20 protein-coding genes are annotated in these 19,230 nt (G+C 68.7%); 12 read left to right on the top strand and 8 right to left on the bottom strand.

Translation table 11 applies throughout. The annotated features are described in order from the left end of the window. Nucleotides 1–48 precede the first annotated feature (48 nt). Nucleotides 49–786: an acyltransferase gene (locus tag ACLBYA_RS08415; RefSeq protein WP_447708926.1), complete on the top strand. Its 738-nt coding sequence runs from the start codon at nucleotides 49–51 to the stop codon at nucleotides 784–786. A 4-nt stretch (nucleotides 787–790) separates the two neighbouring features. Here the strand turns inward: ACLBYA_RS08415 and ACLBYA_RS08420 are convergent, their stop codons facing one another. The 5 genes from ACLBYA_RS08420 to ACLBYA_RS08440 form a co-directional block, all read right to left on the bottom strand. Then, nucleotides 791–1,555, bottom strand: coding sequence for an SRPBCC family protein (locus ACLBYA_RS08420; RefSeq protein WP_447708927.1), 765 nt, complete (start codon nucleotides 1,553–1,555; stop codon nucleotides 791–793). Between the two features lies 1 nt (nucleotide 1,556). Continuing rightward, nucleotides 1,557–2,144 carry an ArsR/SmtB family transcription factor gene (locus ACLBYA_RS08425; protein ID WP_447708928.1) on the bottom strand — a complete coding sequence of 196 codons (588 nt, stop codon included), beginning with the start codon at nucleotides 2,142–2,144 and terminating at the stop codon, nucleotides 1,557–1,559. Nucleotides 2,145–2,264: 120 nt separating this feature from the next. Then, nucleotides 2,265–3,491 (bottom strand): glycosyltransferase family 4 protein, encoded by a 1,227-nt coding sequence (locus ACLBYA_RS08430; protein ID WP_447709074.1) that lies wholly within the window; start codon nucleotides 3,489–3,491, stop codon nucleotides 2,265–2,267. A 94-nt stretch (nucleotides 3,492–3,585) separates the two neighbouring features. Further along, on the bottom strand, nucleotides 3,586–5,109 hold the full coding sequence (locus tag ACLBYA_RS08435; protein WP_447709075.1) for a 1,4-alpha-glucan branching protein domain-containing protein: 1,524 nt from the start codon (nucleotides 5,107–5,109) through the stop codon (nucleotides 3,586–3,588). Nucleotides 5,110–5,164: 55 nt separating this feature from the next. Then, entirely contained in the window at nucleotides 5,165–5,947 is a 783-nt protein-coding gene (locus tag ACLBYA_RS08440) for a class I SAM-dependent methyltransferase (protein WP_447708929.1), read from the bottom strand. Between the two features lie 197 nt (nucleotides 5,948–6,144). On the opposite strand from ACLBYA_RS08440, the gene ACLBYA_RS08445 reads away from it, so the two are divergent. From ACLBYA_RS08445 to ACLBYA_RS08480, 8 genes are all read left to right on the top strand, one after another. Further along, nucleotides 6,145–6,936 (top strand): electron transfer flavoprotein subunit beta/FixA family protein, encoded by a 792-nt coding sequence (locus ACLBYA_RS08445; RefSeq protein ID WP_447708930.1) that lies wholly within the window; start codon nucleotides 6,145–6,147, stop codon nucleotides 6,934–6,936. Between the two features lie 37 nt (nucleotides 6,937–6,973). Then, nucleotides 6,974–7,930: an electron transfer flavoprotein subunit alpha/FixB family protein gene (locus tag ACLBYA_RS08450; RefSeq protein WP_447708931.1), complete on the top strand. Its 957-nt coding sequence runs from the start codon at nucleotides 6,974–6,976 to the stop codon at nucleotides 7,928–7,930. A 167-nt stretch (nucleotides 7,931–8,097) separates the two neighbouring features. After that, a complete protein-coding gene (locus ACLBYA_RS08455; protein WP_447708932.1) occupies nucleotides 8,098–8,931 on the top strand; it encodes a GNAT family N-acetyltransferase in 834 nt (277 codons plus the stop codon). Further along, nucleotides 8,928–9,755, top strand: a complete 828-nt coding sequence (locus ACLBYA_RS08460) for a lysophospholipid acyltransferase family protein (RefSeq protein WP_447708933.1) — start codon at nucleotides 8,928–8,930, stop codon at nucleotides 9,753–9,755. The genes ACLBYA_RS08455 and ACLBYA_RS08460 overlap by 4 nt, the downstream gene beginning before the upstream one ends. A 47-nt stretch (nucleotides 9,756–9,802) precedes the next feature. Beyond that, nucleotides 9,803–10,990: a cysteine desulfurase family protein gene (locus tag ACLBYA_RS08465; RefSeq protein WP_447708934.1), complete on the top strand. Its 1,188-nt coding sequence runs from the start codon at nucleotides 9,803–9,805 to the stop codon at nucleotides 10,988–10,990. Continuing rightward, complete coding sequence (gene mnmA / locus ACLBYA_RS08470) at nucleotides 10,987–12,057, top strand: tRNA 2-thiouridine(34) synthase MnmA (RefSeq protein WP_447708935.1); 1,071 nt, start codon at nucleotides 10,987–10,989, stop codon at nucleotides 12,055–12,057. Before ACLBYA_RS08465 ends, mnmA begins: the two co-directional genes overlap by 4 nt. Continuing rightward, nucleotides 12,054–13,064, top strand: a complete 1,011-nt coding sequence (locus tag ACLBYA_RS08475; RefSeq protein ID WP_447708936.1) for a methionine synthase — start codon at nucleotides 12,054–12,056, stop codon at nucleotides 13,062–13,064. The genes mnmA and ACLBYA_RS08475 overlap by 4 nt, the downstream gene beginning before the upstream one ends. 60 nt (nucleotides 13,065–13,124) lie before the next feature. Beyond that, a complete protein-coding gene (locus ACLBYA_RS08480) occupies nucleotides 13,125–14,006 on the top strand; it encodes a hypothetical protein (RefSeq protein WP_447708937.1) in 882 nt (293 codons plus the stop codon). On the opposite strand, the gene ACLBYA_RS08485 is transcribed toward ACLBYA_RS08480, so the two are convergent. Further along, entirely contained in the window at nucleotides 13,992–15,602 is a 1,611-nt protein-coding gene (locus ACLBYA_RS08485; protein ID WP_447708938.1) for an AMP-binding protein, read from the bottom strand. The genes ACLBYA_RS08480 and ACLBYA_RS08485 overlap by 15 nt on opposite strands. Nucleotides 15,603–15,706: 104 nt before the next feature. Here ACLBYA_RS08485 and ACLBYA_RS08490 point away from each other — a divergent pair, with 104 nt between their 5' ends. Together ACLBYA_RS08490 and ACLBYA_RS08495 are read left to right on the top strand one after the other, a co-directional pair. Beyond that, nucleotides 15,707–16,606 carry an alpha/beta fold hydrolase gene (locus tag ACLBYA_RS08490; protein WP_447708939.1) on the top strand — a complete coding sequence of 300 codons (900 nt, stop codon included), beginning with the start codon at nucleotides 15,707–15,709 and terminating at the stop codon, nucleotides 16,604–16,606. Nucleotides 16,607–16,617: 11 nt separating this feature from the next. Next, a complete protein-coding gene (locus ACLBYA_RS08495; RefSeq protein WP_447708940.1) occupies nucleotides 16,618–17,457 on the top strand; it encodes a hypothetical protein in 840 nt (279 codons plus the stop codon). Here ACLBYA_RS08495 and ACLBYA_RS08500 read toward each other — a convergent pair. Then, the gene (locus ACLBYA_RS08500; protein ID WP_447708941.1) at nucleotides 17,430–18,164 is read right to left on the bottom strand and encodes a hypothetical protein; all 735 of its coding nucleotides are present in this window, start codon (nucleotides 18,162–18,164) and stop codon (nucleotides 17,430–17,432) included. The genes ACLBYA_RS08495 and ACLBYA_RS08500 overlap by 28 nt on opposite strands. After that, nucleotides 18,154–18,549 carry an MmcQ/YjbR family DNA-binding protein gene (locus ACLBYA_RS08505; RefSeq protein WP_447708942.1) on the bottom strand — a complete coding sequence of 132 codons (396 nt, stop codon included), beginning with the start codon at nucleotides 18,547–18,549 and terminating at the stop codon, nucleotides 18,154–18,156. Before ACLBYA_RS08505 ends, ACLBYA_RS08500 begins: the two co-directional genes overlap by 11 nt. Before the next feature lie 83 nt (nucleotides 18,550–18,632). Here ACLBYA_RS08505 and ACLBYA_RS08510 point away from each other — a divergent pair, with 83 nt between their 5' ends. After that, nucleotides 18,633–19,223: a class I SAM-dependent methyltransferase gene (locus ACLBYA_RS08510; RefSeq protein WP_447709076.1), complete on the top strand. Its 591-nt coding sequence runs from the start codon at nucleotides 18,633–18,635 to the stop codon at nucleotides 19,221–19,223. Nucleotides 19,224–19,230 lie beyond the last annotated feature (7 nt).

A 19,230-nucleotide genomic window follows, 5' to 3' on the forward strand; every position in this document is an offset into this window, starting at 1 on the left:
TCGAGTCCCGAGACTAGCCCGTCACCGGTATGGGTAGGCTGACCGGCCATGACGACGATGTGGGGTGCGCCGTTGCACAAGAGGTGGCGCGGTTCGCGCCTGGGCGATCCGCGTCAGGCGCGGTTCCTGACCCGCGAATCGCTGCAGTGGGTGCTGGCGAACAAGGCGTACACACCGTGGTACCTGGTGCGCTACTGGCGGCTACTGAAGTTCAAGCTGCGCAACCCGCACATCATCACCCGGGGCATGGTCTTCCTGGGCAAGGGCGTGGAGATCGAGGCCACCCCGGAGCTGTCCACCATGGAGATCGGCCGCTGGGTGCACATCGGCGACAAGAACACCATCCGTTGCCACGAGGGGTCGCTGCGCATCGGCGACAAGGTGGTGCTGGGCCGCGACAACGTCATCAACACCTACCTGGACATCGAACTCGGTGACTCGGTGCTGATGGCCGACTGGTGCTACGTCTGCGATTTCGACCACAAGATGGACAGCCTGGAACTGCCGATCAAGGATCAGGGCATCGTCAAGAGCCCGGTCCGGATCGGCCCGGACACCTGGGTGGCCGCCAAGGTGTCGGTGTTGCGCGGGACGTCGGTGGGCCGCGGCTGCGTGCTGGGTGCGCATGCGGTCGTCAAGGGTGAGATCCCGGACTTCTCGATCGCGGTCGGCTCGCCGGCCAAGGTCGTCAAGAACCGCAAGGTGGCCTGGGATGCATCGGCGGCCGAGCGGGCCAAGCTGGCGGCCGACCTGGCTGATATCGAACGCAAGAAGGCCGCGCGCTAGGTTCTCAGGCCAGCGCGTCGTCGAGCAGTCGCTGCCACGCCGGCTGGGTGTCCGCGGCGCGCTGGGCCGCGTCGGCACCGTAGAAGAAGGCGTTGACCCCGGCTGACGTCCGGCCGCCGGGCGCGCAGGTGCCGAGCATGACGGTCCCGGCAGCCAGGCGCGCCACCAGATAGCGCTGCGCCGGGTCCTGGCTCACCCGCTCGACGGTTGCCTGCCCGGCTCCGGTGGCGCCCACCTGACCGTCCCCGAGGTCGAACGCGGCCAGCAGCCGTTTCCACACCTCGGGTTGGGGCAGGTCGGCGGTGGCCGCGACGTGGAACGTCACCGCCGGCTGACCGACGAAGTGCGCCAGGTAGGTCTGCAGCACCGCGAAGTGGCCGGGCCAGCCGGTCTCGAACCCCTCGATCTCGTCATCCCAGTCCTCGGCGTCGGTGAACAGCGAGTGTACCATCCGGATGACACACCGGTCCCCGGACCGGCCGGTGACGGTGATCTCGGTGGCCACCGGCGGAGCGTCACCGCACCAGTCCTTCTCGACATAACCGAGGCGCTGCGGGGGATCCCATTCGGTGATCTCGCCCTGTGAGCTGCCGTTCGGGCCGAAGTCGAATCGAATTGTCCCGCCCAGCTTCTCGTTGATCTCGGTGTTGGTGAACCAGCTGGTGTTGCCGGCGCCGGTGGCGATCGCCTGCCATACCTGTTCGGGGGTGCCGGGCACCACCAGGCTCATCTCGACCCAGCGTTTGCCGTCTTCGTGATTCACGGGCATGTCATGCTCCTTGCTTCTCGGCGGGCATCGGGTAGGAGGCGATGATCAGCCGGTGCGCTCGGCTGCCGCCGTCGTGGTGGTAGCGGGCCGCCAGCGTGGCGACCGCCTCGGAGAGGTCCCGGGTGAACGCCGCCCGCTCCGCCGGGGACCGGAAACCGATCGCCGTGTCGATGCACAGCGTGGCCAGTCGCTTGTCGCAGCGGCGCGCGGTGACCCACAGTTCGCCGACCTCGCGCACCACCCGCGCGGCCAGAGCGATGAGATAACCGGCGGACAGCCGGTCGTTGGCCTTGCCCGGGTCGGCGGCGACATCACCCAACGCACTGGGCGACACCACATAGGACGCCGCGCTGGCGATGAGCAGCCGCTCGGTGAGGCCACCCCAGGGCCGCTCCTCGGCCACCGAGACCAGCTGGTGCCGTTCCAACGCGTGCAGGTGGTAGTTGACCTTCTGACGTGTCAGTCCGACCCGCGCCGCCAACGTCGCCGCGGATGCGGGTTCGGTCAGTTCGGCCAGCAGCTTGGCGCGCACCGGATCGAGCACGCACGACGCCGCCGCGGGGTCGGTGATCACCTCAACCTCGACCATGCCCCGAGTCTGCATTGACAAAATTATTTGTCAAGGGTTGCGTGAGATTCGGCGAAACTCGCGTACCCGGGGTTACGGCGCGCGCAAATGCCCCGGGTACGCGGGTTTCGGCAGGGGTGATCAGCCGTAGTCGGGCAGCGGCCGTTCGACGATGAGCCGACGCGGCTGGGGCTGGCGTTCGGCGCGTTTGGCGGCCAGATACACCTGGGCGGTGTGGTCGGCGACCGTCGGCCACGAGAAGTCGGTCAGCCGGTCGCGGGCGGTGACGGCCCGCTGCTGGGCGGCCGCCGGATCGTCGAGGACCCGGCGGGCGGCGGCGGCCAGCGCGGCGACATTGCGCGGGGGACAGGAGACCCCGGTGACCCCGTCGATCACCGCCTCGCCCAGGCCGCCGACGTTGGAGGTGACCAGCGGTATGCCGGTGGCCGCGGCCTCCAGGGCGACGATCCCGAACGGCTCATAGTGTGACGGCAGCACCGCGGCGTCGGCGCGATGCAGAAGGTTCACCAGTCCCTGATGGTCGACTCGACCGATGAACTTCGTGGCTTTGAGCACCTTGTGCTTACGGGCCTGCTCGGTGAGGAAGTCCAATTGGGTGCCGTCGCCGGCGATGGTCAACGTGGTACCGGGATGGGACTTACGGATGCGCGGCAGTGCCGCGATCGCGTCGTGCACACCCTTCTCGTACTCCAGTCGGCCGAAGTACAGCAGCTCCGACGGACCGTCATGGGCGCGCCGCGGGGCGAACGGCCAACCGTCGGTGTCGATTCCGTTGGGGATGACGGTGGTCTCGGCCAGCCCGGGGCCGAACAGCGCGGTGATCTCCTCGCGCATCGACGCCGAACAGGTGATCAGCGAATCGGATTCGTGCACCAGCCAGGATTCCAGGGCGTGCACCTGACGGCTGACCGCACCCGACACCCAGCCGGAATGCCGGCCCGCCTCGGTGGCGTGGATGGTGGAAACCAAAGGCACGTCGAAGAATTCGGCCAACGCGATGGCAGGATGCGCGACCAGCCAGTCGTGTGCGTGCACCAGGTCGGGCTGCCAGTCCCGCAGGGTCAGGCCGGCGCGCACCATTGCATGCCCCATGGCCATCGTCCAGGCCATCATGTCGGTGCCGAAGGTGAACTCGTGCGGGTCCTGGGCTGCGGCGATGACGCGCACCCCCTCGCTCACCTCGTCGGTCGACGGGTGAGTGCTCGGGTCGGTACCGGTGGGTCGGCGGGCCAGCACCACCACTTCGTGTCCGGCGGCGACCAATTCGGTGGCCAGGTGGTGCACGTGCCGGCCCAGGCCGCCGATGATCACCGGCGGGTACTCCCAGGACACCATCAGGATCTTCATCGATGTCCTCTGCTCTTCGCGCAAGCGCTCATCGGTGGCCTCATGCGCTTCGCGCAAGCGCTCATCGGTGGCCTCATGATTTTCGCGCAAGCGCTCATCGCGGAAGCCTCCTGGCGTCCAGTGCGCCGAACAGTCCGTCGGCGCGGTTCCAGTCGTGCGCCAACCGTTCGGCCTGGGGTCGGCGACCCGAGGCCAGCGCGGCGCTGATCTCCCGGGTGGCATGGGCGTGCAGGTGTGCGCGGTAGCGGGCGTACTCGGCCGCGGAATCCTTGCTGACCATGAAGGGCCAGTCGCTGGACACCGTCAGCAGCGTCTCCCGCAGGATCTGATCGGCGACCAGATCGCGGCCGCCCGCCTGCGGATGCATCATCGCCTTGTCGACCGCGGCCAGTGCGGTGTCGACCACCTCGGCGTTGAGCCGCACCAGATCGGCCACCTTCTCACCGTTCCACACCTGCCAGTCCTTGCCGGAACCCCAAGAGCTGGCCGGCAATTCGACCGGGCTGCCGACAAAACCGTCGGCGATCGCATCGGAGAGGGTGCCGACCCGGATCCCGGCGGCGGGCAGGGCGCGCAGCAGTCGCTCCAACCATTGCGGACCCTCATACCACCAATGCCCGAACAGTTCGGTGTCGAAGGCGGCCACCACATGTGCCGGTCGGCCGATGCGCTCGGACTCGCCGATCAGCCGGCGCCGCACCACGTCGACAAAGTCCGCGACGTGCACGTCGATGGCGGCCGAGGCGCGTTCCGGGTCATACGGCGCCTTGGCTTCAGAGGCCACATTGCGACCGGTGACCCGGGCGGGCTTGAGTCCGGTCAGATGGTCATAGGTGTGGAAGTCGCGGTAGGCGGCGTGGCCAGGGTAGCCGGATTTCGGTGACCACACCCGGTAGCTGACCTGCAGGTCGCGGCCGAACGCCACCACATCGCTGTCGCCGACCGGGCGACCGAGCGCGGTGTCGCCGTGCAGCGACGGTCCGTCGACCATGAAGTGGCCGACACCTGCTGCGGCATAACCGATCTCCATACCGGGTGCGTAGGCGCACTCAGGTGCCCAGATGCCCCGCGGGGTGTGCGCGATGCGGTGCCGGGCGTCGGCGAGTCCCTCGCGCAGCGCGAACTCGCGAAGGCGCGGATTGAGCAACGGCTGGAACGGATGCGCCAACGGCCCGCCGAGCAGTTCGATGGTGCCCGCCTCGACCAGCGGGCGCAGCACCGGGCTGCCACCATGAGACCACCGCGTCGTGAAATCGTCGAGCGCCGCCTCAGCCGTGGCGGCCTCACGAATGCCGAACTGGCGCAGTGCTTCCGGGGTGGCATAACCGCTGTCGGGGCCGCTGCGCACGGTGGTCGCCTCCAGCGCCCGCAGCCGCCAGTTGGCCAGCCAGTGGTGCATACCGGTCAGGCTGTATGGATCGTCGAGCTGTGCGGTGACCACCGGGGTCATGCCCAGGGTCAGCAGATGGCCGCGACCCTCGGCGGCCAGTGTGTTCAGCACCCGCATCAGCGGCAGGTAGCAGGCGGCCCAGGACTGGTAGAGCCATTCCTCGCCGACCGGCCAGCGGCCGTGATGGGCCAGCCATGGCAGATGTGTGTGCAGCACCAGGGTGAACATCCCCGGTGCGGGTGTGACCTCCGGCGGGCAGGAGCGCAGCGACCGGGGAATCGACTCAGTCACCTCGCACCGCGATCGCCACCAGATCGAGGCTGTCATCGATGTTGCGGGCATCGGTCAGGTCGAAATCGTCGACACCCACCGCGGCCACATCGGCGAGCAGCTGCTCCGACCACGGCGCATCGGCGACCGCACGGGCGATCTGTGCGTCGATGATCGAGCCGCCGTGCCGGGCGTCGATGACGGCCAGCCCGGCACCGTGGAAGACCCCGAGCATGGACTCGACCCGGAAGCTGCCGTCTTCGAGCAGTTCGGTCAGTTCGGCGGCGTTCAGCTCCCGGGTGTGGAACGGGTTCAGCGGTGTGTCGCGGCCGGGGGAGAAGGTGATCCGGTTCGGGGTGGACATCAGCAGCTGTCCGCCGGGGCGCAGCACGCGCGCGCATTCGGCGACGAACTGGCCCTGATCCCACAGGTGCTCGATCACCTGGAAGTTGACCACCACATCGACCGAACCATCGGCTAATGGCAGCTCGGCCAGATTTCCCAGGTTCATCTGGACGCGCGGGTACTTGGCACGGATGTGCGCGACGGCCTGTTCGTCGTAGTCGACGCCGACGACCGAGCGGGCGACGCCGGCGATCAGATCGGCGCCGTACCCCTCGCCGGGGCCGGCTTCCAAGACGTCCCGACCCGCGCAGCGATCGGCAAGGTGCTGGTATACGACCTCGTGCCGGCGGAACCAGTAGTTCTCCTCGGCCAGGCCGGGAATGGTGCGCTCGCCGGTCAGGGGCAGGGAGTCCCCCGCGCCGGTGCTGTCGACGGAACCGAATGTGCTCATTGGAAGGCAGGCTAACCCGTGATGGCCGGTTCGCGAACGGATGCCCGACCGACCGTGCGGTCGGGAGATGCCGATTGACCAGTTATGGTGTCCTTACGTGCCGCTCAAGTTACCGACGAGTAACCTGGTGGCCGTTGCGTGAAACGTGATACGCCCAGGCCGGCAGACGGCCTCATCGAGGAGGACGACCCACACTCATGACGAACATCGTGGTCCTGATCAAGCAGGTCCCTGACACCTGGTCGGAGCGCAAGCTCACCGACGGTGACTACACGCTCGACCGCGAGGCGGCTGATGCCGTGCTCGACGAGATCAACGAGCGCGCCGTCGAAGAAGCGCTGCTCATCAAGGAGCGCGAGGGCGGCGACAGCACGGTCACCGTGCTGACCGCGGGCCCCGAGCGCGCCACCGAGGCCATCCGCAAGGCGCTGTCCATGGGCGCCGACAAGGCCGTGCACCTCAAGGACGACGGCCTGCACGGGTCCGATGTCGTCCAGACCGGGTGGGCGCTGGCCCGCGCGCTGGGCACCATCGAGGGCACCGAGCTGGTCATCGCCGGTAACGAGGCCACCGACGGCGTCGGTGGCGCGGTCCCGGCCGTCATCGCCGAATACCTCGGCCTGCCGCAGCTGACCCACGTGCGCAAGCTGAACGTCGAGGGCGGCAAGGTGACCGCCGAGCGCGAGACCGACGAGGGCGTCTTCGGCCTGGAGGCCGCGCTGCCGGCCGTGGTCAGCGTCAACGAGAAGATCAACGAGCCGCGCTTCCCGTCCTTCAAGGGCATCATGGCCGCCAAGAAGAAGGAAGTCACCGTCCTGACCTTGGCCGAGATCGGTGTCGAGGCCGACGAGGTGGGTGTCGCCAACGCCGGCACCAAGGTGCTGTCGTCGACCCCGAAGCCACCGAAGACCGCGGGCGAGAAGGTCACCGACGAGGGCGACGGCGGCACCAAGGTCGCCGAGTACCTGGTTGCCCAGAAGCTCATCTAGTCGCCGATCCCTCATCCACACGTAAAAGGACATATTCATGGCTGAAGTACTCGTGCTCGTCGAGCACGCCGAAGGTGCACTGAAGAAGGTCAGCACCGAACTGATCACCGCCGCCCGTGTTCTGGGCGAGCCGTCGGCCGTCGTGATCGGCGCCGAAGGCACCGCCGCCGCGCTGACCGACGGCCTCAAGGCCGCCGGTGCGGCCAAGATCTACGTCGCCGAGTCGGCCGACGTGGACAGCTTCCTGGTCACCCCGAAGGTCGACGTGCTGGCCGGGCTCACCGAGTCGGCCGCTCCGGCTGCCGTCGTCATCGCCGCCAGCGCCGAGGGCAAAGAGGTCGCGGGCCGGCTGGCCGCACGGCTGGGCTCGGGCCTGCTGGTCGACGTCGTCGAGATCAAAGAGGGTGGAGTAGGCGTCCATTCCATCTTCGGTGGCGCGTTCACCGTCGACGCCCAGGCCACCGGTGAACTGCCGGTGATCACCGTCCGTCCGGGTGCCGTCGAGGCCGCCCCGGCCGACGGTGCCGGCGAGGTCGTCGCCGTCGAGGTTCCGGCCCAGGCCGAGAATGCGACGAAGATCACATCGCGCGAGCCGGTCGTCGCGGGCGACCGCCCCGAGCTCACCGAGGCCAGTGTCGTGGTCGCCGGTGGTCGTGGTGTCGGCAGCGAGGAGAACTTCAAGATCGTCGAGGAGCTCGCCGACTCGCTCGGTGCCGCCGTCGGCGCTTCGCGTGCCGCCGTGGACTCCGGCTACTACGCCGGCCAGTTCCAGGTCGGCCAGACCGGCAAGACCGTGTCGCCGCAGCTCTACATCGCCCTGGGCATCTCCGGCGCCATCCAGCACCGCGCCGGTATGCAGACGTCCAAGACGATCATCGCGGTCAACAAGGACGAAGAGGCCCCGATCTTCGAGATCGCCGACCTCGGCATCGTCGGTGACCTGTTCAAGGTCACCCCGCAGCTGACCGAGGCGGTCAAGGCCCGCAAGGGTTAAATTTCTCTGCGCGAGCAGACACAAAGTGCCCCTTTTCCTCGCGAAAAGGGGCACTTTTGTTGGGGGCACCTCCCTCTGGGGGACTGCTCGCGGTGTTCATGTTTCGTGCACGGACACGTCACGCAGCCGATGCCGCCCGGAGACCCGCAGGCGCGACCGTGCTGTGTATGAGCGACGTATCTGTACTCATACCGGCTGATGACATCAATCAGGCGGCTGCCTCCGGGACGCCGCGCTACACCCTGTTGCTGTCCACCGATCCCGAGCACATCGAGGCGGCCCAGCGACTGCGCCACGATGTGTTCACCTCCGAGCCCGGATTCGCTCTTGCGGGTGCGGCCGACGGGCTCGACGCCGACCGCTTCGACCAGTTCTGCGACCACCTGCTGGTCCGCGAGGACGGCTCCTGCGAGCTGGTCGGCTGCTATCGGATGTTGCCGCCGCCTGGCGCCATCGCCGCCGGATGCCTCTACACGGCAACCGAATTCGACGTCAGCGCCCTCGATGCGCTGCGGCCGTCGCTGGTGGAGATGGGTCGCGCCGTGGTGCGCGCCGACCACCGCAACGGCGGGGTGGTGCTGCTGATGTGGGCCGGCATCCTGGCCTACCTGGACCGCTGCGGTTATGACTACGTGACCGGCTGTGTGTCGGTCCCGACGCACCCGGCCGGCGAGGAGCCCGGCCGGACGCTGCGTGGGGTACGCGATTTCGTATTGCGCCGCCACGGCGGGCCCGCCGAGTTGACCGTGCGGCCCTACCGCCCGGTGGTCATCGACGGCCGCGGCCTCGACGAGATCACCCCTCCGGCCCGGGTGAGCGTTCCCGCGCTGATGCGCGGCTACCTGCGACTGGGCGCCGAGGTCTGCGGCGAACCCGCACACGACCCCGATTTCGGTGTCGGTGACTTCCCGGCGCTGCTGGACAAACGGCGGGCCGATGTCCGCTACCTCAAACGGCTGCGCTCGGTATCGCAGGCCACCGACGGTGAGGATCGCTCATGACACACGCCTGGCTGCCCACAGCCTCCTGCGATGCCACCTGCATGCCCGCCGGCGCCGCGCCGCTGGGGTCGCGACCGGCCATCTGGACTCGCAGCACACTGCGCATCACCGGCGCGGTCCTGCTGTTTCTCGCGGTGCCACTGCTCGCGGTTCCGCTGCCCGGGCGCTCGCACCTGCAACGCGCCTACTGCCGGCTGATGCTGCGCTGTGTCGGTGTCCGAATCACCGTGTCGGGCGGCCCGATCCGCAACCTGCGTGGGGTACTGGTGGTCAGCGGGCATGTGTCCTGGCTGGACATCTTCACCATCGGTGCGGTGCTGCCCGGATCGTTCGTGGCCCGCGCCGACCTGATCGACTGGCCGGCACTGGGAATTGTGGCCCGGATCATGAAGGTCATCCCGATCGAACGGGAGAGCCTGCGCCGGCTGCCCGCCGTTGTCGGAGCCGTCGCCGCCCGGCTACGCAACGGGCAGACCGTCGTCGCCTTCCCGGAGGGCACCACCTGGTGCGGGCTGGGCTACGGACCGTTCCGGCCCGCGATGTTCCAGGCCGCCATCGACGCCGGACGCCCGGTGCAGCCACTGGCCCTGACCTACCACCACCGCGACGGCAGCCCCTCGACGGTGCCCGCCTATATCGGGGAGGACACGCTGCTGGACTCGATCCGGCGGCTGGTCACCGCCCGGCGCACCGTCGTGCACGTCCGGGTCGAGTCGCTGCAGTTGCCCGGCGAGGACCGGCGCGAACTGGCGGCACGGTGCGAGACCGCGGTGCGTGGAACCCGCCGGGCACCCGTCGGCCACGGCCATGCGCTGGTTGCCTGACCTCGATGCGTTAGACAACCCGGCCCGGCGGCTATCCTTGATGGGCCATGAGCGCCGTCTACCTGGATCACGCCGCCACCACCCCGATGCATCCCGCTGCCATCGAGGCGATGACGGCCGTGCTGGCGACGGTCGGCAACGCCTCCTCGTTGCACACCTCCGGCCGGGCCGCGCGGCGCCGGATGGAGGAGGCCCGCGAGACGCTGGCAGGTCTGCTGGGCGCTCGTCCGTCGGAGGTCATCTTCACCGCCGGGGGCACCGAATCGGACAACCTGGCCATCAAGGGCATCTACTGGGCCCGCCGCGATTCGTCGCCGCAGCTGCGCAGGATCGTCACCACCCCCGTCGAGCACCACGCGGTGCTCGACGCCGTCGAATGGCTCGTCGAACACGAGGGCGCCGAGGTGAGCTGGCTGCCTGTCGACGCCGACGGGTCGGTATCTGCCGAGGATCTGCGCACCGTGCTGGCCGCGCACGACGACATCGCGCTGGTCTCGGTGATGTGGGCTAACAACGAGGTCGGCACCATCCTGCCGATCGCCGACCTGGCCGCCGTGGCAGCCGAATTCGACATCCCGATCCACAGCGACGCGATCCAGGCGGTGGCACACATCCCGGTCGACTTCGCTGCGAGCGGGCTGTCGGCCATGAGTGTGGCGGCGCACAAGTTCGGCGGTCCGACCGGCGTCGGAGCCCTGGTATTGCGCCGTGACACCGCCTGCGTGCCGATTCTGCACGGCGGTGGCCAGGAACGTGACGTGCGTTCGGGGACACCGGATGTCGCCGCCGCCGTGGCGATGGCCACCGCCGCTGCCATCGCGATCGGAGAGCTCGCCGAGACCGGGTCCCGGATCCGCGCGCTGCGCGACCGTCTGATCGCCGGGGTCCAGGCCGCCATCGAGGATGTCGACGTCAACGGTGCCGACGGCGACCGCCGGCTACCGGGCAACGCGCACTTCACCTTCCGTGGCTGCGAAGGCGATTCGCTGCTGATGCTGCTGGACGCCAAGGGTGTCGAATGCTCCACCGGTTCGGCCTGCACCGCCGGAGTGGCCCAGCCCTCCCATGTGTTGATCGCGATGGGCGCCGACCCGGCCGCCGCACGCGGGTCACTGCGACTCTCCCTGGGGCACACCAATACCGACACTGATATCGACACCGTCCTGGCGGTGCTGCCCGCCGCCGTGGAACGTGCCCGACAGGCTGCATTGGCCAGTGCGGGGACCGTACGATGAGGGTCTTGGTCGCGATGAGCGGCGGCGTGGACTCCTCGGTGGCCGCTGCCCGGATGGTCGATGCCGGCCACGATGTCGTCGGGGTGCATCTGGCGCTGTCCGCGTCGCCGGGCACCTTGCGCACCGGATCGCGGGGCTGTTGCTCCAAGGAGGATGCCGGCGACGCCCGCCGTGTCGCCGATATCCTCGACATCCCGTTTTATGTCTGGGATTTCGCCGACCGGTTCAAGGCCGAGGTGATCGACGACTTCGTCGAGTCCTACGCCCGCGGGGAGACTCCCAACCCGTGCGTGAAATGCAATGAGACGATCAAGTTCTCGGCTCTGTCCGCGCGCGCGTTGGCCCTCGGGTTCGACGCCGTGGCGACCGGGCACTACGCCCGGCTGGCCGATGGCCGACTGCGTCGCGCCGTCGACGCCGACAAGGATCAGTCCTATGTGCTCGCGGTGTTGACCTCCGAGCAGCTGCGGCACGCGGTGTTCCCGATCGGGGACACCCCCAAGACCGAGATCCGCGCCGAGGCGGCCCGGCGCGGACTGGCCACCGCGGACAAGCCGGACAGCCACGACATCTGCTTCATCCCCTCCGGTGACACCCGCGCCTTCCTGGGCGCCAAGATCGGCATCCGGCCAGGTGCGGTCGTCGACGCCGGGGGTGCGGTGCTGGCCGAGCACGACGGCGTGCACGGGTTCACCATCGGTCAGCGCAAGGGCCTCGGGATCGGCGGACCCGGCCCGGACGGACAGCCCAGGTATGTCACCGGTATCGACGCCGCCACCGGCACGGTGCGGGTGGGTCCCGCGCAGGATCTCGATGTCTGGGAACTGCTCGGGGACAAGCCGGTGTTCACCGCCGGTGCCGCCCCGACCGGGCCGGTCGAGGGTGTGGTGCAGGTGCGCGCCCACGGCGGCCTGGCCGAGGCCGTCGTCCGGGTGGTGGACGGCCGGTTGGTCGCCGATCTGCGTGAACCGCTGCGCGGGGTGGCTCCGGGCCAGACGATGGTGCTCTACCGTCCGGATGCCCACGGTGACGAGGTCATCGCCAGCGCCACCGTCACGCGCGCGTGAGCGCTTTCGCCGCCGCCACCGGTATCGGTTCCTGGCCGGGCACCTCGGCGCACCAAGCCGCCGAGATCGTCGTCGGTGAACTGCACACCCTGGCGCATCTGGTCGAACTGCCGGCGCGTGGAGTCGGGGCCGATCTGATCGGTCGCACCGGCGCGCTGTTGGTCGATATCGGCTTCGACACCGCCGCCCGTGCCTACCGGATGGCACCCGGTCGCAGCGCGGTGCTGCGTCGGGCGGTCAGCCTGCTGGGCGAGGACCTCGACGCGTTGGAGGAGGCCTGGGAGAAGGCCGGTCTGCGCGGTGGCGGTCGCACCGTCAAGGTGCAGGCCGCCGGGCCGATCACGCTGGCTGCCCAGCTGGAGCTGGGTAACGGGCACCGCGCCATCACCGACGTCGGGGCGTTGCGTGACCTGGCCGGCTCGTTGGCCGAAGGACTGTCCGGGCACCGCGCCGAGGTGGCGCGGCGCCTCGATGCAGAGGTCGTCGTACAACTCGACGAGCCCTCGTTGCCCGCGGCGTTGGCCGGCCGGCTCACCGGGGTGACCAGTCTGTCCCCGGTGCATCCGGTCGACGAGCAGGTGGCCGCCGCCCTGCTCGACGAGGTGGCCGGCGCGGTCGGCGGTGCTGTCGCACTGCACAGTTGTGCTGCCGAACTACCGTGGAAACTGCTGCAGCGCAGTGCTTTACAGGCAATATCGGTCGACGTGTCGACCCTGCAGGCGGCCGACCTCGACGGGGTGGGGGAGTTCATCGAATCCGGCCGGACGGTGCTGCTGGGTGTCGTCCCCGCAGCCGCCCCGGATCGGCGCTGGGTCCCCGAACATGTCGCCGCGGCGGCGGCCGCGGTGACCGACCGGTTGGGCTTTGCCCGCACCGTCCTGCGTGAGCGTGTCGGCATCACCCCGGCCTGCGGTCTGGCCGGTGCCACCGACGGCTGGGCACGCACCGCCCTCGGTCTGGCGCAGAAGGCAGCCGACGGTCTGCAGACCGATCCCGACGCGATCTGAGCAGTCCACCCGACTCAGGTTTGACGAGCGGTAAAGTGGGCACCCGACGGCGGGGAGACTGTGAGCACACCGAAACGCTTACTGACGACCGGAGCGACAGCGACGGTCGCTTTTGCGCTGCTCCTGGGCTCACCCGCCGATGCCCTCGCCGACCGCGGGGATCGCGGGGATCGGGGTTCGCACTCCTCGCAATCCGATCGCCGCGGCGATAGTGGCCAGCGCGGCCGCGGTGAGCACGACAACCACCGTGAGAACGACCGTCGCGATGACCGCGCCGAGAGCCGTGACCCACGGACCGGTCGGGGCGAACAGGACAGCACGCCGGATATCCGCCGCACAGTCGCCGAAACCGATACCGACACCGAATCGGGGACCGAGGGCACCGAGGAAGAGTGGGTGAGTGAATCACCCGCAGCGAGTGCGCGAGTGAGTGCCACGGAGAGTCGGCAGGCCACCAGCGTCGCCGAGAACCGGCAGGCGACCAGTGCCGCCGCCACCACCGATACCGCCGAACCTGCCTCGTCGGGGCCGCCGCGGCCGGCCGTCGCCGACCGCGCCGGCTCCGAACGTAGTCCGTGGAATCCGCCGCCGGGCACCACGTTCGACATGCCCGAACGACCGGTGGCCGTCGTCGAACCGGCGCCGTCCCCGTTGCCGCAGGTGACCGCACCGGTGGCCCAACTGGTGATCATCGACGTACCGCCGGCGACGCCGCCGGTCGACATCGTGCCGGAACCCGTTGCGGCGGCGCTGAGTCCGGCACCGCGCGTCGTCAAGATGGACCAGTCGATACTGCGGCTACCCGAGACGCCGCGGCCCGGGCAGCCGATGTCCTCGTGGTTCGGCATCCTGGGCCTGCTGTTGATCCCGGCGGCCGGCGCGGCGCTCGGCTATCGCCAGGCGCGCGCCGCCCGCGCGGTGCAACAGCTAGTGACTCCGTAGGTCCTTGCGCAGGATCTTGCCCGAGGCCGACTTCGGGATGACATCGATGAACGCCACCTGACGGACCTTCTTGTACGCCGCGACCTGGCCGGCGACGAACTCCATGACGGTGTCGGCGTCCAGGTCGGTATCGGGTTGGCGCACCACGAAGGCTTTGGGCACCTCCTCGCCGGATTCGGTGTCCACCACCCCGATCACCGCGGCATCGGCGATCGCCGGGTGGCTCAGCAGCACGGCCTCCAGTTCGGCGGGCGGTACCTGATAGCCCTTGTACTTGATCAGTTCTTTGAGCCGGTCGACGATGAACACACAGCCGGTGGCGTCGACGCGGGCCAGGTCGCCGGTGTGCAGGAACCCGTCGGCGTCGATGGTCTGCGCCGTCGCGGCCTCGTTGTTCAGATAACCGGCCATCACGTTGGGGCCCTTGAACCACAGCTCGCCGGTCTCGGACAACCCGGATTCGGGCAGCCCGATCTCGTCCCCGGAGGCCGGGTCGATCAGCTTGCTCACCGAATTGGGCACCGTCCACCCGCACGACGCCATCGGCGCGGTGGCGCCGAGGGCGGACCGGCCGCCGTCGAACGGGGTGATATGGCTGACCGGGCTGAGCTCGCTCATCCCGTACCCCTGCACCAGTGGGCAGCCCAACCGCGCCGTCACGGCCTTGCCCAACTCCTCGTCCAGTGGTGCCGCGCCCGACATGATGCCGCGCAGCGAGGACAGGTCGTACTCGTCGACCAACGGATGCTTGGCCAGGGCGACCGCGACCGGCGGCGCGATGAACGCGTGGGTGCATTTCTGGTCGGCGATATTGGACAAGAACTCGGTCAGGTCGAAGCTGGGCATGATGACCAGCTGGGCGCGGGCGTGCAGGGCGGCGTTCAGCAGCACCGTCATGCCGTAGATGTGGAAGAACGGCAGCACGGCCAGCACCCGGTCGCCGGCTTCCATACGCTGCACCGGACGGATCTGGGCGACATTGGACACCAGGTTGTGATGGGTCAGCATCACGCCCTTGGGATTGCCGGTGGTGCCCGAGCTGTAGGGCAGCACCGCCAGATGGGTCGCCGGGTCGAAATCGACTGCGGGAACGGGATATCCGGGGCCGAGCAGATCGGCGGCGTTGGGGTGACCGTCGGCGTCGGCGCCCGGGCCGTCCAGCACGACGACGGCCGACGGATCGAGGCCCGCACCGACCGCACCCTCGACGGCCTGCGGCTTGAGTGCCGAGATCGTGACCAGCATCGCGGCCTTGGAATCGGTGAGCTGCTTGGTGATGTCCTTGGCGGTGAACAGCGCGTTGATGGTGGTGGCGGTGGCACCGGCGCGCAGGATGCCATGGAACGCGACGGCGAACGCCGCACTGTTGGGTGCCAGCAGGCCGACGACCGCGCCCGGGCCGAGGTTACGTTGGGCCAGTGCGCCGGCGAAGGCGTCGATACGGGCGATCATCTCGCGGTAGGTGGTGGGGGTACCCGACTTGGTGTCGAGCAGCGCGACCTCGTCCAGCACGGCCGGATCGATATCGGCGAAAAGGTAGTCGTAGACGCTTGACGTGGGAATCTGCACCTGGGGAAAGGGGCTTTCGATACTCATGGTGACGCCTATCTCATCATGACTTCGCGGGCTTCGTGGCGGCTCGGGCGGATGCGCACCGTTCACCGCGATACCGCCGGTACTGCATAACGTACAGTGTCGTGATGGCCGCCAACGTGGACAACCCGCCCGACCTCCCCGGCGTCGAACATCGTTACCTCGACCTCGGCGCCGGGGTGACGATTCACGTCGCCGACGCCGGGCCCGCCGATGGTCCGCCGGTCATGTTGGTGCACGGCTTCCCACAGAACTGGTGGGAGTGGCGCGACATGATCGGACCGCTGGCCGCCGACGGCTACCGGGTGCTCTGCCCGGATCTACGTGGCGCTGGGTGGAGTTCGGCACCCGATGACCGCTACCTGAAAAACGATATGGCCGACGACCTGGCCGCGGTGTGCGATCGACTCGGTGTCGGGCCGGTGAAACTCGTCGCCCACGACTGGGGCGGGCCGGTGGCCACCATCTTCCTGCTGCGCCACCCGGAGAAGGTCGCCGCATTCATGGGGATGAACACCGCCGTGCCCTGGCTCAAACACGACCGCAAGGCGATCCTGGAGATCTGGCGGATGTGGTACCAGGTTCCGATGATGCTGCCGCTCATCGGGCCGAAGGTGATCGCCGACCGCAAGACCCGCTACTTCAACATCCTGGGCCCCTGGGTGGGCGGCAGCTTCCAGACACCGGCCGAGGACATCAACTTCTATGTCGCGTGCATGCGCCGACCCGGCTATGCCGAGGCCGGTTCGCGCTGGTACCGCACCTTCCAGCGCCGGGAGGCATCACGTTGGCTGCGCGGCGAATTCGACGATCACAAGGTCACCGTCCCGGTGCGCTGGTTACACGGCACCGACGATCGGGTGCTCACCCCGGACCTGCTGCGCGTACTGCCCGAACACTGTGCGGACTTCGAGCTGGAACTGGTCCCCGGAGTGGGGCATTGGATCGTCGAGCAGCGCCCCGAACTCGTGCTCGACCGGCTACGGACGTTCCTCGCGACCACCTAGGATCGGAGGGTGTGAGGTTGTCCACCCTGGATCTGGCGACACGAAAGTTCTGGCGGGCCACCGGCCGTGAGGTGGATCTGCGCGGTGCACACGACTGGCTGCAGGCTCCGCTGGGAGACGGTGCGGACGACTGGTTGGCAGCGGAGGCGACCCGACGCGGTGGCACCTTGGTCGAAGACGATCCCGATGCCGGTCTGCAGCCGTCACTTTCGGTGCTGGCCGGGCCGGGATTCGATCCGGCTGCCGTGCATCGGTTGATCCACGACTTCTACACCCACACCGCCCGCTGGCGTATGGAGGTGTGGAGTAGTTGGTCGCCCCTGTTCTGGCCGGCGGGCGAATTGGTCTCGCGGCTGTTCGGTCGGCGGGTGCAGCAGCTCGCCCTGCCGATGCGGCCGCTGGACGTCGCCTACGGTATGGAGGGGCGGGTCTCGGTGATCAGCGACGCCACCGGCGCCCAGGTGGCCGCCGGCTGGGTGCGCACCCTGCGCCGCAACGGTGACACGGTGTTCAGCGGATGTTATTCGCGCAGAACCCTTCCCGGTGCGCCCACGCCGAGTGTGCACGTCACCTTCCCGCTGGAGGACGGCAACGTCCAGGTGTTCCTGCAGCCGCAGAACCGTCGCGGGGGTGGGCTGCGGCTGGTGTCGCCGCCCGGCGGATGGGGTGCGGACGGGGCCTACGTTCTTGTGCGCGACGGCGGTCGGCACTTCGCCCGCCGCGTTCCGTTGCACGAGACGTTTGATCTGTATCTCGACGACGAGGGCGTGTTGCGTACCGACCACGTCCTGCGGATCGGCAACCTGACCGCGGTTCGCCTGCACTACAAGTTGGAACGCCAAGGGACATAACCGGTGTGGCCGTCCCAGTGCCCGTGCTCGGACAACGGTCGGAACCGGTAGGTGGCGAACTCGCGGTGAAAGTCTCGCCGACGCCGCTCGGTCATCGCATCGGCATGCCGGCTCGGTGCATCGACCGGACCCCGGCTCGGTTCGTTCCCACCCGGATCCCGCCCGTGCACCATGTCGGTCATCGCCCGTACCGACCGCCAGATCGAGAAGGTCGATATCGACCGTGGTGGGCGCATCGCGGCCAAGGCCAATGTGACGTCGGGATGGTCGCGGACCAGACGCTCCACCGGCTTGCCCCAGTGCAGAAACCGGGGAATCTCCGGCAGGCGCATCCGGGCCAGCGTGACCGCGACGACGGGTTCGGAGTCGTCCCAGGTGTCGGCGCGCTCGGGCAGGTCGGGTAGGGCGGCCAGGGTCGACCAACGTCGCAGGTATGCCATCCGGACATGCCAGCCGGAGTCGAACCATTCGCCTGCCGGGCTAGTCAGGAACTTCTCGACGGCGGACTCGTCCTCCCAGCGGGCGAACATGGCCAAGTGGCGCAACTGCATTCGGTCCGGCGACAGCGTGGGTGCACCCAGTCGCATCAGCGACAGGCATTCGGCGTGGCGCAGGCCCGGCACGTCGCGGGGTGGGCGGCCCAACAGGGGCAGCGCCGTTCGCGACGGTAAGCGGACGAGGTGGAACGTGAACAGCTCAGCGCTCATCGAGTTGGCGGATCAGCTTTTTCGAGGCGATCAATCGGAACGAGGCGTCCAGGAGTTCGGTGACCTCGTCCCAATCCACCTTCGCCGCGGTGAGATCCAGGCCCAGCCAGCCGAACGGGCCCATGTAGGCCGGGAAGAAGAATCGAGCGTCTTGTTCGAGTGATCGGCGGTCGGACTCGTCGACCTTGACCAGCAGCGAGTAAGGATAGGCGACCATCCTTTCTGCGCCCTTCACGTTGCCGCCGTACATCGCGAACATCTTCGGTGCACAGAACACCGGTCGTCCCCAGGAGATCTTCTCGAACGCCTCGGGGAAGCCCAGGGCTAGTTCGCGCAGCTCGGCCAGCCCGAGATCGTCGTCGGAGAACATCACCGGATGGGGCACAGGTAGCAGTCTAGACGTCCCGAACTTGAGTTAGGCTGCCCTTACTTGCGCAGGTGAGGAGAGTGATGATGCCGACCACTTGGATGGACACCGTGCTCCGGCAGACGCGGCGGGTCAGCGATACGCCGTATCCGCACTGGGCGGCGGCGCTGCTGAACAATCCCGTCCGCCGCCTGATCGGGCGACCGGGCGCGGTCATCGACTCGCTGCGGCTGGCCGGTGACGAGCGGGTGCTGGAGATCGGACCGGGGCCCGGTTACTTCAGCGCCGAATTGGCCCGCCGGCTACCCGTGGGCCGGCTGGATCTGTTCGATCTGCAACCACAGATGCTGGACCGGGCTCGGCGCCGATTGGCCGGTATCCCGGGCTGCCACGTCGGTTTTCACGCCGGCGACGCCGGCTCGGGGCTGCCGTTTCCCGACGAATCCTTCGATGTCGCCTTCCTGGCGGCGGTGCTCGGCGAGGTACCCGACCCGGACACCTGCGTACGGTCCCTGGAGCGGGTGTTGCGCCCTGGTGCGTTGCTGGTGTTCGTCGAGGCCTTCCCCGACCCCGACCGCCAAAGCGTCGCGGCGCTGCGTGAGCTGGTGCAACCGCGCGGGTTCGTCCTGCAGAGTTGGGTGGGCACGACCTGGCGTGACGTGGCCCAGTTCCGCCGGGTGCCGACACTGTAAAGCTGTC

Source organism: Mycobacterium sp. C31M (assembly GCF_053345865.1).